Annotated in this window: 22 protein-coding genes; 9 read left to right on the forward strand and 13 right to left on the reverse strand. The window is 65.2% G+C overall.

From position 1 onward, the window contains the following. Window positions 1-16: 16 nt before the first annotated feature. The 7 genes from OLX02_RS07920 to OLX02_RS07950 form a co-directional block, all read right to left on the reverse strand. The gene (locus tag OLX02_RS07920; RefSeq protein ID WP_264421750.1) at window positions 17-793 is read right to left on the reverse strand and encodes an SDR family NAD(P)-dependent oxidoreductase; all 777 of its coding nucleotides are present in this window, start codon (window positions 791-793) and stop codon (window positions 17-19) included. Further along, entirely contained in the window at window positions 790-1,236 is a 447-nt protein-coding gene (locus OLX02_RS07925; RefSeq protein WP_264421752.1) for a c-type cytochrome, read from the reverse strand. Before OLX02_RS07925 ends, OLX02_RS07920 begins: the two co-directional genes overlap by 4 nt. Before the next feature lie 11 nt (window positions 1,237-1,247). Further along, window positions 1,248-2,987 carry an FAD-binding protein gene (locus OLX02_RS07930; RefSeq protein ID WP_264421754.1) on the reverse strand — a complete coding sequence of 580 codons (1,740 nt, stop codon included), beginning with the start codon at window positions 2,985-2,987 and terminating at the stop codon, window positions 1,248-1,250. 38 nt (window positions 2,988-3,025) lie between these two features. Further along, on the reverse strand, window positions 3,026-4,372 hold the full coding sequence (locus OLX02_RS07935) for an aromatic ring-hydroxylating oxygenase subunit alpha (RefSeq protein ID WP_264421756.1): 1,347 nt from the start codon (window positions 4,370-4,372) through the stop codon (window positions 3,026-3,028). A 105-nt stretch (window positions 4,373-4,477) separates the two neighbouring features. Next, window positions 4,478-4,915, reverse strand: a complete 438-nt coding sequence (locus tag OLX02_RS07940; protein ID WP_264421757.1) for a nuclear transport factor 2 family protein — start codon at window positions 4,913-4,915, stop codon at window positions 4,478-4,480. A gap of 56 nt (window positions 4,916-4,971) precedes the next feature. Continuing rightward, window positions 4,972-5,541 carry a VOC family protein gene (locus OLX02_RS07945; RefSeq protein WP_264421758.1) on the reverse strand — a complete coding sequence of 190 codons (570 nt, stop codon included), beginning with the start codon at window positions 5,539-5,541 and terminating at the stop codon, window positions 4,972-4,974. A 4-nt stretch (window positions 5,542-5,545) separates the two neighbouring features. Next, entirely contained in the window at window positions 5,546-6,868 is a 1,323-nt protein-coding gene (locus OLX02_RS07950; RefSeq protein WP_264421759.1) for an aromatic ring-hydroxylating oxygenase subunit alpha, read from the reverse strand. A 268-nt stretch (window positions 6,869-7,136) separates the two neighbouring features. Here OLX02_RS07950 and OLX02_RS07955 point away from each other — a divergent pair, with 268 nt between their 5' ends. From OLX02_RS07955 to OLX02_RS07970, 4 genes are all read left to right on the forward strand, one after another. After that, on the forward strand, window positions 7,137-7,802 hold the full coding sequence (locus OLX02_RS07955) for a TetR/AcrR family transcriptional regulator (RefSeq protein WP_264421760.1): 666 nt from the start codon (window positions 7,137-7,139) through the stop codon (window positions 7,800-7,802). 142 nt (window positions 7,803-7,944) lie between these two features. Further along, window positions 7,945-9,285 (forward strand): aromatic ring-hydroxylating oxygenase subunit alpha, encoded by a 1,341-nt coding sequence (locus tag OLX02_RS07960; protein ID WP_264421761.1) that lies wholly within the window; start codon window positions 7,945-7,947, stop codon window positions 9,283-9,285. 3 nt (window positions 9,286-9,288) lie between these two features. After that, complete coding sequence (locus tag OLX02_RS07965; RefSeq protein ID WP_264421762.1) at window positions 9,289-9,972, forward strand: SDR family NAD(P)-dependent oxidoreductase; 684 nt, start codon at window positions 9,289-9,291, stop codon at window positions 9,970-9,972. A 13-nt stretch (window positions 9,973-9,985) separates the two neighbouring features. Further along, on the forward strand, window positions 9,986-10,420 hold the full coding sequence (locus OLX02_RS07970; RefSeq protein WP_264421763.1) for a nuclear transport factor 2 family protein: 435 nt from the start codon (window positions 9,986-9,988) through the stop codon (window positions 10,418-10,420). Between the two features lie 119 nt (window positions 10,421-10,539). Here the strand turns inward: OLX02_RS07970 and OLX02_RS07975 are convergent, their stop codons facing one another. From OLX02_RS07975 to OLX02_RS07985, 3 genes are read right to left on the reverse strand one after another with little or no spacing between them, the layout of a single operon-like run. Next, on the reverse strand, window positions 10,540-10,899 hold the full coding sequence (locus OLX02_RS07975; RefSeq protein ID WP_264421764.1) for an EthD domain-containing protein: 360 nt from the start codon (window positions 10,897-10,899) through the stop codon (window positions 10,540-10,542). Beyond that, the gene (locus OLX02_RS07980; protein ID WP_264421766.1) at window positions 10,896-11,687 is read right to left on the reverse strand and encodes a sugar phosphate isomerase/epimerase family protein; all 792 of its coding nucleotides are present in this window, start codon (window positions 11,685-11,687) and stop codon (window positions 10,896-10,898) included. Before OLX02_RS07980 ends, OLX02_RS07975 begins: the two co-directional genes overlap by 4 nt. A 13-nt stretch (window positions 11,688-11,700) precedes the next feature. Further along, window positions 11,701-12,879, reverse strand: a complete 1,179-nt coding sequence (locus OLX02_RS07985; RefSeq protein WP_264421768.1) for an aromatic ring-hydroxylating oxygenase subunit alpha — start codon at window positions 12,877-12,879, stop codon at window positions 11,701-11,703. A 157-nt stretch (window positions 12,880-13,036) separates the two neighbouring features. On the opposite strand from OLX02_RS07985, the gene OLX02_RS07990 reads away from it, so the two are divergent. Continuing rightward, on the forward strand, window positions 13,037-14,659 hold the full coding sequence (locus OLX02_RS07990) for an AMP-binding protein (RefSeq protein ID WP_264421770.1): 1,623 nt from the start codon (window positions 13,037-13,039) through the stop codon (window positions 14,657-14,659). A 79-nt stretch (window positions 14,660-14,738) separates the two neighbouring features. Here OLX02_RS07990 and OLX02_RS07995 read toward each other — a convergent pair whose 3' ends face one another. Then, a complete protein-coding gene (locus OLX02_RS07995) occupies window positions 14,739-16,205 on the reverse strand; it encodes an FAD-dependent oxidoreductase (RefSeq protein WP_264421771.1) in 1,467 nt (488 codons plus the stop codon). Beyond that, window positions 16,205-17,011, reverse strand: coding sequence for an SDR family oxidoreductase (locus OLX02_RS08000; RefSeq protein WP_264421773.1), 807 nt, complete (start codon window positions 17,009-17,011; stop codon window positions 16,205-16,207). Before OLX02_RS08000 ends, OLX02_RS07995 begins: the two co-directional genes overlap by 1 nt. A 142-nt stretch (window positions 17,012-17,153) precedes the next feature. On the opposite strand from OLX02_RS08000, the gene OLX02_RS08005 reads away from it, so the two are divergent. The 4 genes from OLX02_RS08005 (at window position 17,154) to OLX02_RS08020 (ending at window position 21,261) form a co-directional block, all read left to right on the forward strand. Beyond that, window positions 17,154-17,915, forward strand: coding sequence for an SDR family NAD(P)-dependent oxidoreductase (locus OLX02_RS08005; RefSeq protein WP_264421774.1), 762 nt, complete (start codon window positions 17,154-17,156; stop codon window positions 17,913-17,915). Between the two features lie 14 nt (window positions 17,916-17,929). After that, entirely contained in the window at window positions 17,930-18,457 is a 528-nt protein-coding gene (locus OLX02_RS08010; protein ID WP_264421776.1) for a VOC family protein, read from the forward strand. A 199-nt stretch (window positions 18,458-18,656) separates the two neighbouring features. Continuing rightward, window positions 18,657-20,066, forward strand: coding sequence for an aromatic ring-hydroxylating oxygenase subunit alpha (locus OLX02_RS08015; RefSeq protein ID WP_264421778.1), 1,410 nt, complete (start codon window positions 18,657-18,659; stop codon window positions 20,064-20,066). Between the two features lie 10 nt (window positions 20,067-20,076). Then, the gene (locus OLX02_RS08020; RefSeq protein WP_264421779.1) at window positions 20,077-21,261 is read left to right on the forward strand and encodes an aromatic ring-hydroxylating oxygenase subunit alpha; all 1,185 of its coding nucleotides are present in this window, start codon (window positions 20,077-20,079) and stop codon (window positions 21,259-21,261) included. A 69-nt stretch (window positions 21,262-21,330) separates the two neighbouring features. Here OLX02_RS08020 and OLX02_RS08025 read toward each other — a convergent pair whose 3' ends face one another. Then, a complete protein-coding gene (locus OLX02_RS08025) occupies window positions 21,331-21,960 on the reverse strand; it encodes an EthD domain-containing protein (RefSeq protein ID WP_264421781.1) in 630 nt (209 codons plus the stop codon). Between the last annotated feature and the right edge of the window lie 4 nt (window positions 21,961-21,964).

A 21,964-nucleotide genomic window follows, 5' to 3' on the forward strand; every position in this document is an offset into this window, starting at 1 on the left:
TTGCGCCGTGTGCGCCTCAGCGGGTCAGGTACCCGCCTTCGACTGCAAGGCTATGGCCGGTGACGTAGCTGGCCGCGTCCGAGCACAGCCATGCGCTGGCCTCGGCGACTTCCTCGGGCTTGCCGAAGCGGCCGAACAGGCTGAGCGCGGGGGCGAAATCGGCTTCGGTGAAGCCACTGGCGTCAAGCGCGCCGCGCAGCATCGGCGTGTCGATCGCGCCGGGCAGGACCGCATTCACGCGGATACCCTTGGAGGCATATTCAAGGCTGCCGGTCTTGGTCAGGCCGATCACGCCGTGCTTGGCCGCAACATAGGCCGCGTTGTTTGCCTGCGGCCGCTGCGAACTGACCGAGCCGATGTTGACGATCGAGCCGGGCGAGCCCTGCGCCAGCAACTGCCGGATCTCGTACTTCATGCAAAGCATGACCGAGCGCAGGTCGACGTTCAGCACCTTGTCGAACACCGCCATGTCGGCCTCGGCAATGGGCAGCACGTCGGGCGTGATCGCGGCATTGTTCACCGCGCAGTCGAAGCGGCCGAAGGTCGCCACGGTCTCGGCGAGGAGCGCCTCGACCTGGGCTTCGTCGGCCACGTTGGTGATGACCACGTGCGCCGTGCCGCCGGCTGCGCGGATGGCATCGGCGGTGGCGGCGGCGGTTTCCGCGTTGATGTCCGACACCACGACCTTCGCGCCGCGCGCGGCGAGCAGGCGGGCGGTTGCCGCACCCATGCCCACGCCTGCGCCGGTGACGATGGCGACTTTGCCTTCAAGGCTGACGAGATTGGCATTCATGGCTTGGCCCCTTCCTTGATCCACTGTCGAACCAGCGCGATCTGTTCCTTGCTGAGCGGCGACCCGCCGAACGGCATTTGTGCACCGATGCCGCCGTGGTCGGTGTGCGTGCCTTCCAGCTTCATCACCAGATAGCTGTTGTCGGGATCGCCGGGCGCAACGCGCTTCAGCCCCGGTACTTCCTGCGACGGTTGATCGACGAGGAAGCCGATCGCCTGATCGGCGACCAGTGCCATGCCGCCGGCTTCGCTGCCGGTGAGATGACAGACCGCGCAGTTGCTTTCCAGCAGCGGCGCAATCTGGCCGGCAAAGAGCGAGGGCTGGGCCGGGGGCGCCGCTGCGGCCGCTGACGGAGCAGGGGCGGTCCCTTCGGCAGAGATCGCGGCGGTGGCCGAGCAGGCAGCGGCGAGTGCCGCTGCCCCCAGGATCAATGCATGCTTCATGGCGCGCGTGTTCACGCCTTGGCCGCGTTCTTGCCGGCGATGTAGCCGAAGGTCACAGCCGGCCCGATCGTAGCGCCGGCACCCAGGTATGCCTGCCCGGTCGGTGCCGCGATGCAGTTGCCTGCCGCGTAGAGGCCGGGGATAGGCTGGCCGTCGGCGCTCAGAACTTGCGCGTTGGCGTTGATCTGCGGGCCACCGGCGGTGTCGAGCGTGCCGGGCGCAAGGATGATCGCATAATACGGACCCTTCGGCGCGAACGGATGCATCGTGTTGTTCGGATAGGGGTTTGCCGGCTGCGTGGTACCCGCGCGCCGCGCCGAGAACAGCAGGTGCCACTGGCGGTCGTACAGGTAGTTGCCGCGGCCGAACTCGGGATCGACGCCCTTCTTGGCATAGCCGTTGAAGTTGGTGATCGCCTGCTTGGTGTTCGCGGCGAATTCAGGCGCGAGGCGGACGCCGCCGGTGCGGTTCTGCCACTGGGCCAGCTGCGCGTCGATCTTGGTGAATACCTCGTCCCAGCTCGCGCCTTCGATCAGGTGCGGCTGCTCCGCCTTCTTCACGGGGAAGGGGAAGGCGCCGCCGAACGCGTCGATCGAGCGCTCGTCGAACAGCATGAACATCAGGTGGTTCGGGTATTCCTCATGCGCGGGATCGTACCAGAAGTGCGCCTGCGTTCGGTCGTTGTAGTCACGCTTCTCGTTGACCACGCGCTTGCCGTACTTGTTGACGAGGATCATCGAATCGCCCGGCAGCACGAATGCGCCGAGGCCGATGGCGCGGGTCTGCAACGCCTCGCCAAGAACGACCTGCGTGCGCCAGCCAAGGCCGAGGTTGCCCATCTTGGCGCCGGCTTCCTGCGCGATCTGGAGGAAGTCGCCGGTCGAACCGGGCAACGAGCACGAGCCATAGACGGCGGGCTGGTGGACGTCGCACAGCTCGACGTTGTGCGAATAGCCGCCGGTGCCGAACACGACGCCCTTGTTGGCCTTGATGCGCAGGGTCTTGTCGCCCTGCAGCGCCTCGACGCCGATCACGCGGCCGGACGCATCCTTGATCACCTTCTTGACGCGCGTGCGGGTCAGGATGGGCACGTTCTTCGCCTTGAGGTAGGCGTGGAGCTGGGCGGCGAGGCTGCCGCCGCCCTGGGTCGAACCCGAACCCACCGCCGGTTCCAGTGCGCGGCCGGTCGGCACCTTGTTCTCGGGCAGGTGGTCGGCATAGTCGGGCGCCGGCTGGTCCACCTGGAACAGGCGGAACTGCTTGAACTGGACCGCATTCAGTTCGCGCAGATGGTCGACCGCGGCCGAGCCGTTGTCATAGAACGCTTCAACCACGCGGTAGCGATTCTCGTCCAGGCCGAGCGTCGGGCTGTCGGGGTTGTACTGGCGCGGATACCCGTAGCGGACGACGTAGCGGAGGGCGTCCTCCTTCTTGTCGACGATGCCCTGCTCGCGCAGGATGAAGTGGTTGAAGATCCACGTCACGCCGCCCGACTTTGCGGTGGTGCCACCAAGGATCGGCATCTTTTCGAGCATCATGACCTTGGCGCCTTCGGCCAGGGCGGTCACGGCGGCGGAACCCGCCGCCGCGCCGCTGCCCACGCACAGGACGTCGCATTCCTGATCCCAGCCCGTCGGGGTGGCCTCGGCAGCCTGCGCGGCCGTGGCGATCCCGCCGGTGGCCGCGGCTGCCGCCGCCATGCCCGCGCCAGCCAGCATCTGGCGGCGGTCAATTCCCGTTTTCCTGGTCATCGAATGCGTCTCCCGTCCTGTTTGCGGTCGAGGGGGGCTTAGCGCCGCCCCTCGATGTAGTCGTTGATCACTTCATGGAAGCGGCGGATGCGCGTTTCCTGCTCCGCCAGATAGGCGTCGTCGTGGCCCAGCGAGTGCAGGCCCTGCTGCTGCGTCACCGCTACTTCGAGATCCTGCGTCAGGAAGTCGCCCTGCTTGATCTCGGCCTGATAGGCGGAGAAATCGCCGGTCTGCTGGGTCGTTTCCGCATAAGGGCGCATCCCGTAGAGCGTGGCGACTTCATCGCGGCCCTCGATCACGGGCACGATGTACCAGTAGTCGAAGGTCGACCAGTTCGGGTCTTCCACGTCCGGCTCGGTGCGGAACACGTGGAGGCCTTCCGGCGTGCCCGTCATCGTCAGGTTGGGGAAGCCGGTATGGTGGAACTGGTCGGTCAGTTCGTCGTCGCTGAGCGTCTCGAAATAAGTGTAGCCGCGCTGCGGCCCCAGCTTGCGGCGCGCCTGCTGCAGCGCGATGCGGGCATCCTGCGCCCGGCCTTCGAAGTCGGCCGGATCGAGATCCCATTCCTTCAGCACGTCGGCCCACAGTTCCATGACCTGGTTCGAGGTCGGCCAGCGGCTGGAGGGCTGCAGCTTTTCGATCATGCGGTTGTGCCCGGTGGGGTACATCTCGAAGATCGTGGTCGAATAGTGATCGTCGATCATCGGCTGGAACTGCGGATGCACCGACGGGATGTGGTAGCTCTCGTTGAAATTGTCCGAGGCGAACTTCCAGTTGGTGTTCACGCGCAGCGTGCGCCACACGACCCGCTTCCAGTTGGACAGGTCACGGTTCTTGAGCAGCGTGGGCAGCGGATCGAGGTATTCGAGCAGCGGCACGGCGTTGGGGTCGAAGCTGTAGAAGATGAACCCGCCCCAGGTCTCGCACGGCACTTCCTTCATGCGCAGCTTGGCGCACGGCGAACCCTGCGGGAAATCTTCCTCGTCCTGCACCCAGTCGAGCGCGCCGTCGATGTTCCACTTCCAGCCGTGGTAGGGGCACGTGAAGTGGTCGGTGACGCCGCCTTCGGCGACCGCGACAAGGCGATTGCCACGGTGACGGCAGACGTTGTGGAACGCGCGGATGCCGCCGTTCTTCTGCTTCACCATGATCACCGACTGGCGCATGAAGTTGTGGGTGATGAAATCGCCCGGTTCTTCGAGTTGCGCCACCCGGCCGCCGACATGCCAGATGCGCTTCCACATCTTTTCCCATTCCTTGTCGGCGAACTCCTTCGACCAGTAGCGGTCGCCGGTGATCGCGTCGCCGCGGGCCTTGGGGAACTGCGCGTCGGGATGGGTCGGATAGGTCGCGGTCGGATTGGGGACTTCGAGATAGGTAGCCACTGGCTGCTCTCCGAGATGACCGCCCATCTCCCCATCCGGTGCGGTCGTTGACGATCGATTTTTTTGTTTTCGCGTTACTCGGTCGAAATTCTTGAGCGGCTCGCCTTACTTGGCGTTGTCCAGCGTCCCGCTCAGCGGCAGGAGGAAATCCATGGTGTAGCGCGTAGCCTTCCAGCCGGCGGCAGTGCGGCGCACGTCGAAATAGTAGCGGCCGTTGACGGTGACGCCGCGGCCATCCTTGCCGACGCCCATGCCGATCACATAGGCCCGCATCGAGGCGGTATCGCCGTCATAGGCGGTCACGGCGAAGTTCGTGAGGTAGTGCGCGTGGTGCGCCATGTTCTCGAACACGTTGGTGAAGAAGGCGCGAATGCCGGCATGGCCCACCTGCGGCGTGAGTCCGATGCCCGAAAGGTCGAACACGGCGTCTTCGGTGAACACGTCGCAGATCGCGTCGATGTCGCCCATGGAATCGCAGCCGGCGGCGTAGGCGACCAGCAGGTCCTGGATGGCAAGGCGGTCTTCGATCGGGCACTGGGTCATGTGGGAGCCTCTCGTCGCCTCCGCTCGCTTGGCGGTTGGCGGCATGGTGGTGTGGTCTAGTCGGGAAACCCGGGGCGGATCGGGTCGGTCACGCCGTCCCAATCTGCAGCGGCTTCGGCCACGCGGGTGAAGAACGCCGTCTGTCCTTCGTCCTGCTCGACGATCTCGATCATGCAGCCAAGCGCGGGCGAGGTATCGACATAGCAGAAGCGCATGGCGCCGAAGACGCCGTCGACCGCGCTGATGAAGCCCTGGTCGATGTAGCGCTGGCGGGTGGCGTCGTAGTCCGGCGTGTAGATGCAGAAGTGGTGAAAGCCCTGCTGCCCCTTGGCGATCAGGTCGCGGTAGGCGGAGGGGTTGTCACAGTGCTGCTGGATCAGCTCGATCTGGACCCCGCCCGACTGCGCCAGCGCGACCGAGAAGTCGAGGCCCGCGCCCTTCTCGCCGCGGTAGTCGAACTCGGCGAGCTGGATGTGCGGCACGATGAAGAACGGCCCGATGCCGGTCGTCTGCGTCCAGGCCCGTGCGGCCGCTTCCAGGTCTTCGACCAGGAAGGCGGCCTGCATCAGGTGCGGCCCCGGTTGCCCGGGGATCACGGCGCTGGTGATCGGCGCGGTGCCGCTCATCGGATCAGCCCTGGCCCTTGACGTAGTCGTTGAGCAGTTCGTGGAACCGCTGGACGCGCTTTTCCTGGCCGGGCAGCAGGCAGCCCTTGAAGCCGCGCGAATTGAGGCCCTGCTGCTGCGTGGTGCCGATCGAGAGATCCTGGTCGGCGACGTAGCCAACCGAGACGCCGTCACCATAGACGCTGTGACGGTGCGCGGCATCGTGCTTGAGCGGCAGGAGGCCGATCGGCGTTTCGACGTCGGTCATGCCTTCCACCGGCGGATAGAGGCACCAGTGCTGGAATACGCACTTTTCCGGATCGGTCGGGTGCGGCTCGGTGCGCAGGATCTGGCACTGTTCGGGCGACATCGTGATCGTCAGGTTGGGGAACAGCGTGCAGTGGAAATAATCGACCAGCTGCTGGTCGGTCATGCTGTCGTAGTTCTTGTAGCCGCGTTCCTTGCCGTACTTGCGCTTGGCGTCGATCACCGCCTGGCGGATGTCACCGGCATGGCCGTTGTAGTCGTCCGGGTTGATGCCCCAGGCACCCGCGATCGCGTCGAGCGGCGCGGGAACCTGGCCGGCGTCGAACGGCTGGCGCGTGGTCGGCTGGTGGCCCTTCATCCACATCGAGTTGTGGCCCGAGGGATACATCTCGAACAGGGTGTCGGGCAGGCCGTCGTTGATGAAGGTCGACAGCTCCGGATGGATCGTCGGCAGGTGGTAGCTCTCGTTGAAGTTATCGCGGATGATCTTCCAGTTGAACTCGCAGTCCGCCGACAGGTTCAGCACACGCACCCAGTTCTCGAGACCGTAACCGGCGAGGCGCTCGGGGAACGGCGAAAGCCATTCGATCAGCGGGGCGACATCGTCGTCCATGCACCAGAACACGAAGGGGCCCCAGGTTTCGCAGCGCAGCTCCGAAAGCTTGACCTTGCCGCACGGGTTGCCGCCCGCGAAATCGTCGGGGTCCTGCACATGGACCAGCGTGCCGTCGGGGTCGAACTGCCAGCCATGATAGCCGCAGGTGATGCGCGGGGTCGAACCCGCGTCGCCAAGGACGAGGCGGTTACCGCGGTGGGGGCAGGTGTTGTAGAACGCCTTCACCGAACCGTCGGCCTGGCGGATCATCACGACCGAATCCTTGCCGAAGTTGTGGCGGATGAAGTCACCTTCTTCCTCCAGCTCGGCCAGTACGCCGCCCAGATGCCAGACCTTGGGCCAGAGATTCTTGTTCTCCAGGTCCATCCATTCCTTGGAAATGTAGCGATCGGCGGTGATCGTGTCGCCACGCACCGGCGGATCGAATTCCTTGGAATAGCGCGACATCGGCTGTTCGACGGTCATGAGTCCAATTCCTCTCCAGCTACCCGATTCTCAAACCCGGAAGCGCCGGCATACCGCCGGACGCATTGTCCCACGGCACTATTTCCCGGCGCCCCGGCCTTCGCCACTCGCCAATCTCGCAGGTTGCGTTTCAGGGGGCGCTGGTCAAAACAGGCAGTTATGCCGGTTTCTTCGCCGGTTTGCCTTCCGGGCGAAACTGAAATTTTGGATAGTGTACGGCGTCGCCGTCGCAGTTTTCCGGGCTTCCGGTCCGGTAAGGGGGTGTTTGGTGAGCGGACCCACGATGCAGCAGAGAATGCTCGAAGCGATGCTCCCGGCCGATCTGGCCGAGCGCCCCGTGCGTTGGCAGCAGCAGAAAAGTGCGCGCACCCGCCAGCGCCTTGTCGAGTCGGCGATCGACTGTCTGGTCGAGGGGGGCTTTACCGGACTGACCACCCAGCAGGCGGCAGAGCGCTCCGGCGTTTCACGCGGGGCGATGCACCACCACTTCGCCACGCGGATGGATCTGGCCGCGGCCGTGGTCGATCATGTGTTCTATCGCCGGATGGAACTGTTCCTCGATGACTACCTTGGCACGGTGGTCGGAGCCAACGATGGCGATCTGCTCGAGTTCGGCACCGCTGCCCACTGGCGGAGTGTCCAGACCCGCGAATATGCCGCCTATGTCGAACTGGCGGTGGCGGCGCGTACCGACGCCGAACTCAACCGCGTGTTCGAACCCGCCGCGCGCCGTTATGACGAGGTGTGGATCACCGAGATGATCGAATCCTTCCCGCAGTGGCAATCGCGGTGGGACAAGATGAAACTGGTCAACGATCTCGTGATCGCCACGCACATGGGCCTGCTCCTGAACCGGCAGGTGATGGGCGAGGATCGCATCGCGCAGGTGGGCAAGCTGCTGACACGTGTGGTCGGTATGCTCTACGAGGAATGATTGCGCGGGCCAGATAGGCGGGCTGGAAAACAGGCCAACCGGATTGTAATCTCTCCAATGTGTCAGTGTATCCATCCCGGATTCGCGGCGATGGTGACATATTCGGTGCATTCTCCAATGAGATGCGCAGGGGAGAGAAGGCATGAACCAGACGACGGCCAAGCTGCCGCCGCTTGATGGTCGCGATTCCGCGAACCTGCGCGGCGATGCCATTACCGGCGATCGTTATTATTCGCCCGAGTTCGCGAAAAAGGAGTGGGACCACCTGTGGACCCGCATCTGGCACGTGGCCGGACGCACCGCGGAAATCCCTGATGCGGGTGATTTCCTCGTCCACACCTTCATGAAGGAATCGGTGATCTGCATCCGCCAGGATGACGGCTCGATCCGCGCCTTCTACAATTCGTGCCGCCACCGCGGGATGCGGATGGTGAACGAAAGCTCGTCGCTGGAAGCGATCACCTGCCCTTATCACGGCTGGAAGTGGGGCAAGGACGGCGTCCTTCAGTTCGCGCAGGACAGCCATGATTTCCCGCAGGGCGATCCGTGCGGCAAGCTCAGCCTGCGCGAGCTGCGCTGCGATACCTGGGGCGGCTTCGTCTGGTATTCGATGGACCCCAACGGCCCGTCGCTGATGGACTACCTCGAGCCGATGCCCGAGGTGTTCAAGAACTATCCCATGGACACTGCCGTGCGCGTGGCGTGGTACCGTATCGCGCTGAACGCCAACTGGAAGTTCGTCACGGACAACTTCTCGGAAAGCTACCACACCCGCACCGCGCACCCGCAGGTTCCGCCGTGGATCGACCAGGACGTCGACACCGCGCGTCACGAGATGTGGCCCAAGGGCCATGGCCGCACGGTGCAGCCGATGCGCCCCTCGCTCAGCGACCGGTTGCCTGACGGCGTGCCGCATCCCTTCGAATTCATCCTGCGCCAGTGGGACATCGATCCAGCCAGGTATGCCAGCTACGAAGAGATGGCGATGCAGGGCTGGCTCGATCTGAAGGCGGCCAAGCGTCGGCTGTGGAAGGAACGCGGCTACGTCCACTACGAGCACATGGACGACGAGGAGATCACCGACAGCCCGCACACGGTGATGTTCCCCAACGTCACCATCAGCTTCCTGCCGGACAACCTGATCTTCTTCCGCAGCGAACCGCACCCGGACGATCCGGAGAAGTGCTACTTCGACCTGTGGTGCATGGCTTTTCCGGTGGAAGGGCAGGACACGGTCGAATCGATCATGGCCGGGCCGAAGCCCCTGCGCGAGGTAGAGACCTGCGAACACCGCGATTTCGACGGTGGGCGCGGTATCCCCGAACTTGCCGGGCAGATCGTCTACCAGGACATGGAACTCGCCGAGGGAATGCAGGCTGGTATGCATTCCAGGGGCTATGAAGATGCCTACCTGCCGGCGCAGGAAACACGTGTGCGCTTCTTCCACGAAGTGCTCAACGATTGGCTCGAAGGGAGAAGGTAAGTCATGGCAACTGTTGCAATCACTGGCGCCGCGCGCGGCATCGGTCTGGAAATCGCCCGCCAGCACGTCGAGGCAGGGGACCGCGTTCTCGCCCTCGTGCGCAAGTCGACCGACAAGCTGGACGAACTCGCCGCCGCCTCGGGTGGCAAGCTGACCGTCCACACCATGGACGTGGCGGATGACGCCTCGGTCAAGGCCGGCGCGGCAACGACCGGCAGCGATCCGATCGACGTGCTCTACAACGTTGCGGGCGTGACCGGCCCGGCATCGGACAAGGAACTTGAGACCGCCGACTGGAAGGCGTGGGACGAAGCCTTCGGGATCATGGTGCAGGGACCGCTGCGCGTGATGCAGGCGTTCATGCCGCGCCTGGGCGCAGGCTCCAAGGTCATCAACATCACCAGCCAGCTGGCCGCGTCGACCTGGCCCTACGGCGGGTTCTATGCCTACGCCGCCGCCAAGGCAGCGCTCAACCGCATGATGCGCTCGATTGCGATCGACGTGAAGGATCGCGGCATCGTCATCGGCCTCGTCCATCCGGGCTGGGTGCAGACCGACATGGGCGGCGAAGGCGCGGACATCACCCCGGCCGAAAGCGCTGCCGGCATCCGCAAGGTCGCTGCTGACTGGACGCTCGAAACCTCGGGTGATTTCCTCAAGTGGAACGGCGAACCGCACGCCTGGTAAGAAGGACCACACGATGCCTTATACCGGACCGCTCGAGGATCGCATTCTGATCCGCGAGACGATGGAGACTTATGCCCACGGCGTCATGACCAAGGATGCTGTCCTGTGGGCCAGCACCTGGGCGGACGACGCCTTCTGGGCGCTGCCCGAATTCCCCGACCTCGAAGGCTTTTCCGGCAAGGAAGCCATCGTCGCCGGATGGGTGGCGTCTATGGACGTCTATGGTCTGGACGGTGGCAAGAAGCCGATGGTCTATGTCGCCACGCCGGGTTCGATCGAGGTCGATGGCACCACCGCGAAGGCGGTGAGCTACACGTCCGAGATCTTCGACGATCCGGAAAGCGGCAAGACCCTGCGCGTGCGCGGCCGCTATGACGACGTGCTGGAAAAGGTGGATGGTCGCTGGCTGTTCACCCGCCGCGAATACCGTGTGCTGCACATGGCCTGAGGCCTGCGGCATCCGAGCGAAACGGCAAGGCCCCGTGCAGCGATGCACGGGGCCTTGTTGTTTGAGGTGCGATGTTTGCAGACTGCCGGCAGGCAAATGGGCCTGCAACGCTGCCTGGGTCAGCGGAGCGCGGGGAGCGCGGAGACGCGGCTTTCGATCAGATAGCTGCGCATCCGGCTGCGGTCGAACAGGCGCTCCTCGTCCTCTACGATCTCGCGCATGATCTCGGGATCGGCCATTGCGGCGAAGCAGGCGTCGCAGGTCTGCTGGTCGGGAAAGTCGATTTCCAGCGCCACGTCGTAGTCATGGTCCACGCTGGCGCCGTCCATCGGGTGCAGGTGGCGGCGCTCGTAGCGCGTGGCCCATCCGCCCAGCACCTTCTCGCCGATCAGGCGGTGGTTGGCTTCGTAATAGGCGATGAAATCGGCCTTGCTCATGCCATCGCGGCGCTTGAGCAGGGTCAGCACGGTGACGGTCATGCCAGCGTCTCCAGCCAGCGCCGCGTCGCCTTGGCGACTTCGGCGGCGCGCAGGGCAGGGTGGGGGAACGCCTCGCGCAGCGCGCGGCTGCGCAGTTCGATCGAAAGCGGGATGCCGGGGGGCAGGGCGGCATGGAGTGCGGCCAGCGGCAGCGCGCCTTCGCCGCACTGCTGGCGCAGGTCCACCGCGTCTTCGATCACCGCGGCGAAGTCCGCCGGGTCAGGGCGCGTGGCCAGCGCATCGCAGAACTGTGCATAGGGCAGCAGCGCCGGGTCGATCGCGGCGATCTCGGCCAGCGAGGTGCCCGAACGGTCGACGTGGATCGGATCGACCAGCAAGGCCCGCGCAGGGTGCGCCACCTGGTCCAGAATGGAGAGCGCCTGGCTGGCATTCTTCACCTCGGTGAAGATGCCGAACTCCAGCGCAACGCGGATGTTGGCCGGCGCCGCGTGCTCGCACAGCATGGCAAGGCGTGCCGCGGTGCGGGCATGATCGGGATCCGACGAGACGCACAGCACGTTTGCCGCGCCGAGTTCCGCGCCCACGTCGATCACCTTGCGGTGGTCGTCGTCAAGGCTGTCGGGCTTGAGCCAGACGACCTCGACATCGATCAGCGGCAACCCGCTGGCGGCCAATGCACCGCGCGCAGCAAGCGTGTGCGCAGCGGTCCATTCGGCAGGATCGACCCACAGGCCGACCATGTCGAAGCCGCCGGCGGCGGCGGCTTCGATGGTTTCGACGGGTCCGAACTCGGGCACGACGCCCGAGGCGAGCGCTATCGGGTTCATGGCCACGTGCCGATCACATTTCCGGTTCGGGAAGGTCCGGATCGTCCTGCAGGTACCAGTTCAGCCATTCGTGGAAGAACTGGTTGCCGCGTTCGTTGCGGCCGAACACGAGTTCGTCGTGCGCGCCGCTCTCGAGGCCCTTCTGGATCTCGAGACCGATGACGTAATCCTCGGTGTAGGTCACGTCGCGGAAGAAGTTCATTGCCGCTTCCACGTTCGCGCGGTCGTCCTCGTCGCGGATCGGTTCGCGGCGCAGGTAGTTGAGCACGGTGCGGTTCTCGCCCGGCGTCGGCCCGGGGAACAGCTGCGCCACCTGCGTGATTTCCGGCGCGACGAAGACCGACACGTTGGGGAACATGATCCGCACGAAGTCGAACCCGTTGTTCTCCTGCGTGCCCCACTCCTCGCGCGGCACGTCCTTCAGGGCGTCCGCGATCTTGTGGTGGGGGAAGCCGATGCGCTGGTGCGGGCCGAAGCCCTCGTAGTGCATGCAGTTCGAAGGCGTGCGCGGGAAGATCGTCTGCGGGTGCAGCGAGGCGAAGTGATAGCCTTCGAGGTAGCCGTCATAGGCGACCTTCCAGTTCGCGCCTTCGATCACGCGGCTGCCCATGTAGGTCCACTTGTCGAAGTTCAGCGCCTCGAAGTCCTCGAGGAAGCCGCGATAGAACTTGTCGACGTCGATCGGGGCGTTCGGGGTGAGGACGACGAAGATCATCCCCGCCTTTTCCTGGCAGGGCAGTTCGCGCAGGCCAAGCTCGGGCTTGCACACTTCGCCGAACTTGCTCGCCTCGGACACGCCGATCAGCTTGCCGTCCTGGCCGTAGGTCCAGCCATGGTACTTGCAGGTGAAGCGCGGGCAGTTGCCGTGGCCTTCGCTGGCAACGGGTGCGGCGCGGTGCGAGCAGACGTTGAGGAAGGCGCGAACCGTTCCCGCCTTGTCGCGGTTGATCAGCACCGGCATCCCGACCGCGTCCATCGCCTTGTAATCGCCGGGATTCGGCAATTCGGCGGTGAAGGCGAGCATCAGCGGAACGCGCTTGAAGATGAGCTCCATCTCCGCCTTCCACTGGTCGGGGTCGGTGTAGCTCTCCGAGGGAACCCGCATGGTCTTCTCGGTGAGGAAGGTCTGCTTGTTCTCGACGTAGTCGCGCATGATGGCAGCGACGTCGCCAATACGCTCGATGCGATCCATGATCGGTATCTCTCCCGGGGATTTTCACGGCCCGCTGGGTCGGGCCAAGAGGGGACAATGCCCTTCCGCGCGCGCGCGGCCAAGCTGTGACACTTGGCAGGTGCCTCCCCTTTTCGCCAATTGAGCGAAGGCGTTCTCCCTTGGGAGAAGCAGCGTCATGAATGACAAGATAACGCCCCCTTGGGAGTGGCTCGCAATTCCCGCCCCGCACCAGCAGGCTTTCGCCCAGAGCGATGCCTGGGACCGCCGCACGATCGCCGATCACGCGATCGAACGCGCGGCCGCCACGCCCGATTTCGTCTGCATGGTCGATGGCGAGGGCGAATATACCTATGCCTCGCTGCTGGCTGAAGCGACCGCGCTGTCGGCCGCGCTGCGCGCGCGCGGGCTGGAACAGGGCGACGTGATCGCCTTCCAGGTGCCCAACTGGCGCGAGGCGGCGGCGATCAACCTGGCGGCGGCGCTTTCCGGCTTCGTGGTCAATCCGATCGTGCCGATCTACCGCGATGCCGAAATCACGCTGATGCTGGGCGATTGCCGGGCGCGCGCGATCTTCGTCCCGCAGGTGTTCCGCAAGCTGGACTATGCCGAGATGGCGCGGCGCTGCCAGCAGTCGCTGCCCGATCTGGCGCATGTGTTCACGGTGCGCGGCGAAGGCCCGGATGACTATGCCGCGCTGGTGGCCGAAGGGCGCAACCTGCCGTTCGAGCGTCCCCGCGTCGAACCGCTCGGCGTGAAGATGGTGCTCTACACCTCGGGCACCACCGGCCGGCCCAAGGGCGTGCTGCACAGCCACGTCACCTTGCAGCGCATTGTCGAGAAAAGCGGCGTGCACTGGGGCCTGAAGGCCGGTGAGGCGACGCTGATGCCTTCGCCGGTCACGCACGTCTCGGGTTATGCCAACGGTCTTGAAGTGCCGCTGATCTGCGGCGTGCGCTCGGTGCTGATGGAGGCGTGGAACGCCCAGGACGCGCTGCGCCTGATCGAGCAGCACCAGCTTGTCGGCACGGTGGCCGCCACGCCGTTCCTGGTCGAACTGGCCGCGACGGCCCGTGCCGCCGGCACCGGCATTCCCAGCTTCCGCTTCTTCGCCTGCGGCGGCGCGGCGGTGCCCAACGACCTGATCCCGGCCGCCAATGCGGCGTTCGACAACTGCAAGGCCTTCCGCGTGTTCGGCGCGTCGGAAGTGCCGCTCGTCACGTTCGGCTGGCCGCAGGACGAAGTGCTGGCCGCGACGACCGATGGCGAGGTGGTCGACTACGAGGTGCGCATTGTCGACAACGACGACAACGACGTTCCCGCAGGTAGCGAGGGCGAAATCCTGGCGCGCGGGCCGGGCATGATGATGGGCTATGCCGATGCGCAGCAGACCGCGGAGGCTATCACCAGCGACGGCTATTTCCGCACCGGGGATCTTGGCGTGCTTTCCGCCAACGGTGCGATCACCATCACCGGGCGCAAGAAGGACCTGATCATCCGCGGCGGCGAGAACATTTCCGCCAAGGAAATCGAGGACGTGCTCCACACCCATCCGGCGGTGAAGGAAGCCAGCGTCGTCGCCATGCCGCACGACCGGCTGGGCGAGGGTGTCTGCGCCTATATCATCGCCGAGGGCGAGGCCGATGCGGCCGCGCTGGCGGCGCACGTCGGCGCGAGCGGGCTGGCCAAGCAGAAGATTCCCGAACGCTTCGAATTCGTCGAGGACTTCCCGCGCACGGCGAGCGGCAAGGTGCGCAAGGATCAGTTGCGCGCCGACGTCAAGGCGAAGCTGGCCGGCTGAGGCGGGCTAGGCGCAAGCAAAAAGGGGGCGGGCGCCTTTCCGGTGCCCGCCCCCTTTTTCGTTCAGATACTGCCCGCGATCAGGAGGTCCAGTTCGCCCCCGCCGCGTGGCGACCGGCGCGGCGGCCGAAGTAGCTGCCCGGCCCGAGGCTCAGCCCGCTGGCATAGGACTTGCCGTTGCGCGGGATATGCGCGGCGCTGGCGCCCACCACGTAAAGGCCGGGAATCGTGTTCGAATGCAGGTCGAGCGCACGGCCTTCGGCGTCGGTCTTGATGCCGCCGAGCGTGATGAACAGGTAGTGCGACTTGTCGAAGCTGATGTCGAAAGCGGCGTAAGGCCCCTTGTCGAGCGGCTTGATCCAGTCGAGATGCTTGTGGAAGCGCCGGTCGACGCCTTCGTGTGCGCCCTCGTTGTAGGTGCGCATCGTCTGCACCAGCGAGCCGGCGGGCAGGCCCAGGCCGGCTTCCATTTCCTCCACCGTTTCCCAGCCATCGACCAGTGTGTGCTTGGCAAACGGGTTCTCGGGATAGGCGAAGATCTCGCTGTCGACGATCAGGTAGGCGGTCTGGCCGGGCTGCTCCATCACGAAGTTGCCGAGCCGGCCGTGGTACACGTCTTCGGACACGAATCGTTCGCCGTTGCGGTTGACCACGATGCCCTTGATGAGCTGGCCCGGCGGGTAGATCGATGCGGTGGGGATCACCCCGTCCATCGCCACCGCGTGCGCGCCCGCCGAAAGCCCAAGCCGCACGCCCGCGCCGTCGTTGCTGGGAATGCCCAGCGGTTCGCTGGTTTCGCTCAGCAGCGGGATATGCTGCTTGATCAGCGGTTCGCACATGTTGTGGCTGCCACAGGCGACGATCACGCCGCGCCGTGCCCGCACGAACAGTTCCCCGCCCGACTGCTTCACCTTCACGCCGACGACGCGGCCGTCCGCATCCTGCACCAGCGCGACTACGGCGCTGTCGTAGATCGCGGCGATGCCTTCCGCCTCGCAGCGTTCGAGCAGGGGCTTCATGCCGGCGGCGCCGGCATTCTCGCCCACGCCCGCAACCTTGTGGCCACGCGGCGCGGGGCGCGCCGCCTCGCGATAAGGCCAGGCCTTTTCGTTGCCGGTCCACATCAGGCAGGTGGTGTCGTCGAGCCACACGGCCTTGCCGCCGAAGTAGGTGCGCTCGAACGGCACGCCCTGCGCTTCGAGCCAGTCGAAGTGGTCCTTGCAGTCGTTGGCGAATGCGATCGCGGCGTTGGGATCGAGCGGGTCGCAGCTGGCGAGAAGGAACTTCGCCAGTTCCTCGGGCGGGTCGTCATAGCCGGCGGCCTGCTGCACGGCAGTGCCGCCGCCGAGGTAGAAGATGCCCGAGGACATGGCGCTGGCCCCGCCGCCGCCCGAGGCGCGTTCGATGATCAGCACGTCGGCCCCTGCACGGTGCGCCTCCAGCGCGGCGCAAGTGCCGGCGACGCCCTGGCCGATCACGACGATGTCGGTTTCACGGTCCCACTGCGCGATTTCGGACGGCGAGACGATAGCGGGGATCCCGGTCATCAGGCGGCTCCGGTGGCCTTGGCCACCGACGCGTTGATTTCCTCGCGCGTGGGGTTGCGGCGCAGGGTGAGGCCGCCGTTCACCTGGAGGTTCTCGCCGGTCATGAAGCATTCGTCGCTGGCGAGGAACACGGCTGCGGCGGCGATGTCTTCCGACGTGCCCCAGCGGCCCAGCGGGTAGCCGGCGCGGAACGCCTCGAACAGGCCGGGGACCTGTCCGGCATCGGAGGTCATCGGCGTGTCGGTCAGGCCGGGCGAGATCGAATTGGCGCGGATGCCCTCGTGGCCGAATTCATGCGCGACGCAGCGGATGATGTGGTCGGTGCCCGCCTTGGTGCCCATGTAGATGGCATGATCGTTCAGCATGATCTGCGCGGTGGCCGAGCTGATCGTCAGGATCGAGCCGCCACGGCCGCCCAGCGACTTCGCCATCTTGCGCACCATCGCCTGGAAGAACTGGTGCGGGCCGACCAGCTGGAGCGCGGCCATCGCATCAAGCTCCTCGCGCGTCACGTCCAGGAAGCCCTTGAGCAGGCCCCAGCCGGTGGCGTTGAGAGCGATGTCGATGCCGCCCATCTTGGCGACCGCGGTATCGGCCAGCGCGTTGACGCTGGCTTCATCGGTCAGGTCGCAGACCGCCCAGTGGCAGCCATTTTCCCTGGCGAACTTTTCCAGCACGTCGGCCTTGCGGCCGGAAACCAGCACTTCGGCGCCTTCATCCAGGAAGCGGCGGGCGATCACCTGGCCCATGTTGCCGTCGCTGCTGGCGCCCAGAACGATCGCCTTCTTGCCTTCGAGACGCTTCATTGTTGCTCTCCCATCGCGTTTGCTGGCAGGAGCTATCACGGCCCGCGCGCGGCAATTCCTGTTCAAAAAGGTAGTGCCCGCCCTCGGGCGCGCGGGGCATGGAGGGCGGCAACCGGCAATCTGCGGGATCGAGGAGTGCGACATGGATCTGGGCCTCAAGGGTAAGAAAGTCATTCTCACGGGCGGTAGCCGCGGCATTGGCCGCGCGACCGTCGAACTGTTCGCCGCCGAAGGCGCGGACATCGCGTTTTGCTCGCGTAATCCTGAGCAGGTCGCCGAAACCGTTGCCGCGCTCGAGAAGTTCGGCGGCAAGGTCTATGGCTCGGCCTTCGACATGGAAGCCGGTCCCGATGCCTATCGCGCATGGCTCAAGGACGCTGCTGCCAAGCTGGGCGGCTGCGACGTGTTCGTGCCGATGATCTCGACCTCGGGCGCTGGCGCCACGGGCGACTGGCACAAGACGCTCGACTTCGACATCATGGGCGCCGTGATCGGTGCCGAGGAACTGGACGCGGCGCTGTCGGCGTCGGGCCAGGGTTCGATCGTCATCACCGCTTCGACCGCGGGTCTCGAAACCTTCATCGTGCCGCAGGGCTACAACGCGCTGAAGGGCGCGCTGATCGTCTATGCCGGCCAGCTGTCGCAGGCGCTGGGCCCCAAGGGCATCCGCGTGAACACCGTGTCGCCCGGCCCGATCAAGTTCACCGGCGGCAACTGGGAAGTGATCGAGACGGCTGTGCCCGAACTCCACGACGCCACGCAGGCGCAGTTCGCGCTTGGCCGCTGGGGCGGTCCGGAAGAAGTGGCGCGGACCATCGTGTTCCTCGCCAGCCCGGCTTCGTCCTACACCACCGGCACCAACGTGGTGATCGACGGTGGCTTCACAAAGCGCGTCCAGTTCTAAAAGGCGGCTGACAGATGAGCATCGGGGCACGGGGAATCCACCACATCGGGGTCTCCGTCCCCGACATCGACAAGGCACGCACCTTCTACCTCGACCTGCTGGGCGGGGTGGAGCTGGGCGAACCGATGGAATGGCGGGGCAACCCGTTCATCGATTCGGTCGTTGGCTTGCAGGGCAGTGCGGCACGCCAGTTCATGTGCCGGCTGGGCAATGCCCATATCGAGGTGTTCGAATACCTTGAACCACGGTCCGCGCCGCAGAATGCGGACCAGGGCGTCAACACCTTCGGTTATACCCACTTCGCGGTGCAGGTTGAGGACATCCTCGCCTGCTACGAACGGCTGCTCGAAGCCGGCATCCGCGTCCATACGCCGCCGGCGATGGAGGGGATCTCGGTCCTGCCCGATGGCAGCAAGACCGGCTATGCCGCGACCTATTGCCGCGATTTCTTCGGCAATGTTTTCGAGATCATGGAAATCTATGACGACGACCAGGTGAAGCCTGTCTGGCGCGCTGGCGCAGCCGCGAATCTGCCGGCCTGAGACTCGGAGCGCCATTACCGGCAGATGTGCCGGTAATTGGCTGCCGCACGGCGGAAGCAGTGGCTTTCCGACCCGCAAAAATACCAGTTCCTAACCAAAATCAGAGGGGGAAGCCGCCCGTTTCTTGACCTCGGTCAAACGACGATCCCGGCCTTCGTGAGACATTCCGATCCATTCCGAAGATGGAGAGGAAGAATACATGGCCGATCGCGATCCCGGCGGGTTTTCCACCCCGCGCTGCCCTGGAACGAACTGGGAGGACATCCTCAAGGCGGACGACGTCGCGCCTCCGGCGTTCATGGCCGAGGACCGCTACGCCTACCTGGGGTCCGACCCGATCGATGCGGCCCGCTATTACAGCCCCGAATTCTTCAAGGCCGAAGTCGAGAAGATGTGGCCCAACGTGTGGCAGTTCGCCGCGCGTGAGGAGGACCTTCCCGAGGCCGGCGACTACGTCACCTACGACAACGCGGGCCGCTCGTTCCTGATCGTCCGCCAGGACGATGGCGAGGTGAAGGCGTTCCACAACGTCTGTCTCCATCGTGGCCGCAAGCTCAAGACCGACAGCGGCAGCGCCGACCAGTTCCTTTGCCCGTTCCACGGTTTTTCCTGGAACACCGACGGCAGCTTGCGCAACATTCCCTGCCGCTGGGACTTTGGCCACCTGAGCGACGAGAAGATGCAGCTTCCCGAAGCGACCGTGGCCCGCTGGGGCGGCTACATCTTCGTGCGCGACAACGCCGAAGGGCCGACGATCGAGGAATTCCTCGCTCCGCTGCCGGAATTCTTCAAGCGCTGGAAGCATGAGGAATGCGTCACCGTGGCGTGGGTCGGCAAGGTGGTGAACGCCAACTGGAAGATCACCATGGAAGCGTTCATGGAGAGCTACCACGCCTATGTCACGCACCCGCAGCTGATGCCGTTCACGGGCGACGCCAACGCCGCCTACCATGTGCTGGGTGAGCACGTGAACGTGAACTACACGCCCTTCGGCGTGATCAGCCCGCATATCGAAGCGCAGGCGGAGGCCGAGCACTGGCCGCAGCAGCGCATCATCGACGAGTTCCGCAAGTACAACGGCCGCAGCGCCGACAACTACGACGCGGACAAGGACAACTACGCCATCACCGTTCCCGCCGGGAAGACCGCGCGCTCGGCGCTGGGTGAGACGATGCGCGATGTTTCGTCCAAGCAGTTCGGCGGTGATTATTCGGGCGTGTCCGAAAGCGAGCTGCTCGACGCGCTTGTCTACAACGTGTTCCCGAACTTCGCGCCGTGGGGCGGGTTCATGCCGAACATCGTCTATCGCTGGCGCCCGTGGCCGGATCAGGACCACTGCCTGATGGAAGTGCGCGTGATCGCGCGCGTGCCGGAAGGCCAGCCGCGCCCGCATGGCGTTCCGATGCACCTGCTGGCCGCGGACGAGAACTGGTCCGACGCGCCGGAACTGGGCGTGCTGGGCGCGGTGGTCGATCAGGACATGACCAACATGGAACTGACTCATGAAGGTCTGAAGGTGTCCAAGAACCAGGCCATCGAACTCGCTGACTACCAGGAAGTTCGCCTGCGCCATTTCCACCAGACGCTCGACCATTATCTGAGCAAGTGAGGGCGATCCCATGACCGGAATCTATGAAAAGTACGGCGATGCGGCCGAGCGGATGCTGCACTTCGTCGAAACCAAGACGACCGACCAGGCAAGCGACGTCCTGCGCGTGCCGGTGGCGGACTATCTCGACGAAGGGCGCTGGCAGAAGGAGATCGACCGTATCTTCAAGCGTCTGCCGTTGATGCTGGCGCTGACCATCGAACTGCCGCAGGTCAACGACTACAAGGCGATGGACGTGATGGGGATGCCCGTCCTCATCACCCGCGGCAAGGACGGCAAGGCGCGCGCGTTCCTCAACGTGTGCAAGCACCGCGCCATGCATCTGGCGCCCGAAGGCAAGGGCAACTGCGCACGCTTCGCCTGCCAGTACCACGGCTGGACCTACGCCAACGACGGCAAGCTCATCGGCATCGCCGAAGCCAGCACGTTCGGCGACGTGGACCGGTCCACGCTGCACATGACCGAACTGCCCTGCGATGAAGCCGCCGGCCTGATCTTCGTGATCCTGACCCCCGGCCTGCCGATCGACGCGGTCGAATGGATGGGCGGCATGTACGAGGACTTCGCCGCGCTGAAGCTCGAGACGTGGTACTACCACAAGAGCAAGCCGATGAAGGGCGCCAACTGGAAAGTGGCCTATGACGGCTATCTGGAAGGCTACCACTTCCAGGCCGCGCATACCAACACGGTGGCGACCCGTTCGCCGTCCAACCGCGCCACCTACGAAGGCTTCGGCCCGCACATCCGGCTGGGCTTCCCGCAGAACTCGATCGTCCGGCTGAAGGACCTGCCGCGCGACGAGTGGGGCAAGCAGGAAAACAACGGCTACGACTTCATCCGGATGATGTTCCCCAACTTCTCGTTCTTCCTCGCGCCGGAAATGGGCCAGCTCGCGCAGCTGTTCCCCGGGCCCAAGGCGAACCAGAACACCACCGTGATGAACTACATCTTCCCGACCCGTCCCGAGACCCCGGAAGGTCTGGAGACGCTCGACAAGATGTGCGACTTCTTCTTCGACGTGGTGGAGGAGGAAGACTATTTCCTCGGCCTCAAGGTGCAGAACGGCCTCGAATCCGGCGCCATGACGCACCAGACCTTCGGACGGAACGAACCGGGCAACCAGTTCTTCCACAAGTGGGTGGCCTATTACCTCGACGAGACCGGCCAGACACCGAAGCCGGTGATGAAGGAATAAGGCTCGCGCCTTCGGTGCGATCGAACCAAGGGCCGCTGCCGGGATACCGGCGGCGGCCCTTTCGTCGTTTCATGCCACTTCGCGGAAAGCCCAGAAGCGCGAGCGGGAGTGGTCGATGAAGTTCTTCTCGTCCTCCAGGGCTTCCTCGGCCACGTCGGTCCGGGAAAGCTGGTGGACGAAGGCGTCCACATCGGGGAAGTGGACTTCCACGATGCCGTCATAGGTGGACGCGGCAAGTCCGGATGCCGCAGCAAGTTCCAGCGTTTCCGCATCGTCGGCGTGGAGCTGGTGATAGGTGTAGGGCGGGATCAGGCGGCGGCCGATCTCCGCATGACGGTTCAGCCAGTAATCGTGAAAGGCCGCGCGGCTCAGGGCGGGCAACCGGCGCAGGCCGAAGAACAGGCGGATGGCGTCACCGCCCGGCAGCACCGCGTGGCGCGCGCCGGCAAACGCGGTGCCCCGCGTCGGATCGGACAGCGCCACCAGAGCAGTTGCATCTGCACCGTCCGGCAGGCGCACCAGCGCGTCCGGCACTTCCGGATCGCGCGCCGCGACATGGGCCAGCGCGGGCAGGGCGCTTTCGGGCAGGGCAAGAGCAAGCGCGGCACCCTGCGGAAGCGCCGCGATCAGCGCCTGCTCGAACGCGACGTCGTCCTGCCCGGCGGGGCGGAACAGCAGAAGGTGCGTCTCGGTCGTCATGGCG

Source organism: Novosphingobium sp. KCTC 2891 (genome assembly GCF_025938155.1).
Classification (GTDB): domain Bacteria; phylum Pseudomonadota; class Alphaproteobacteria; order Sphingomonadales; family Sphingomonadaceae; genus Novosphingobium.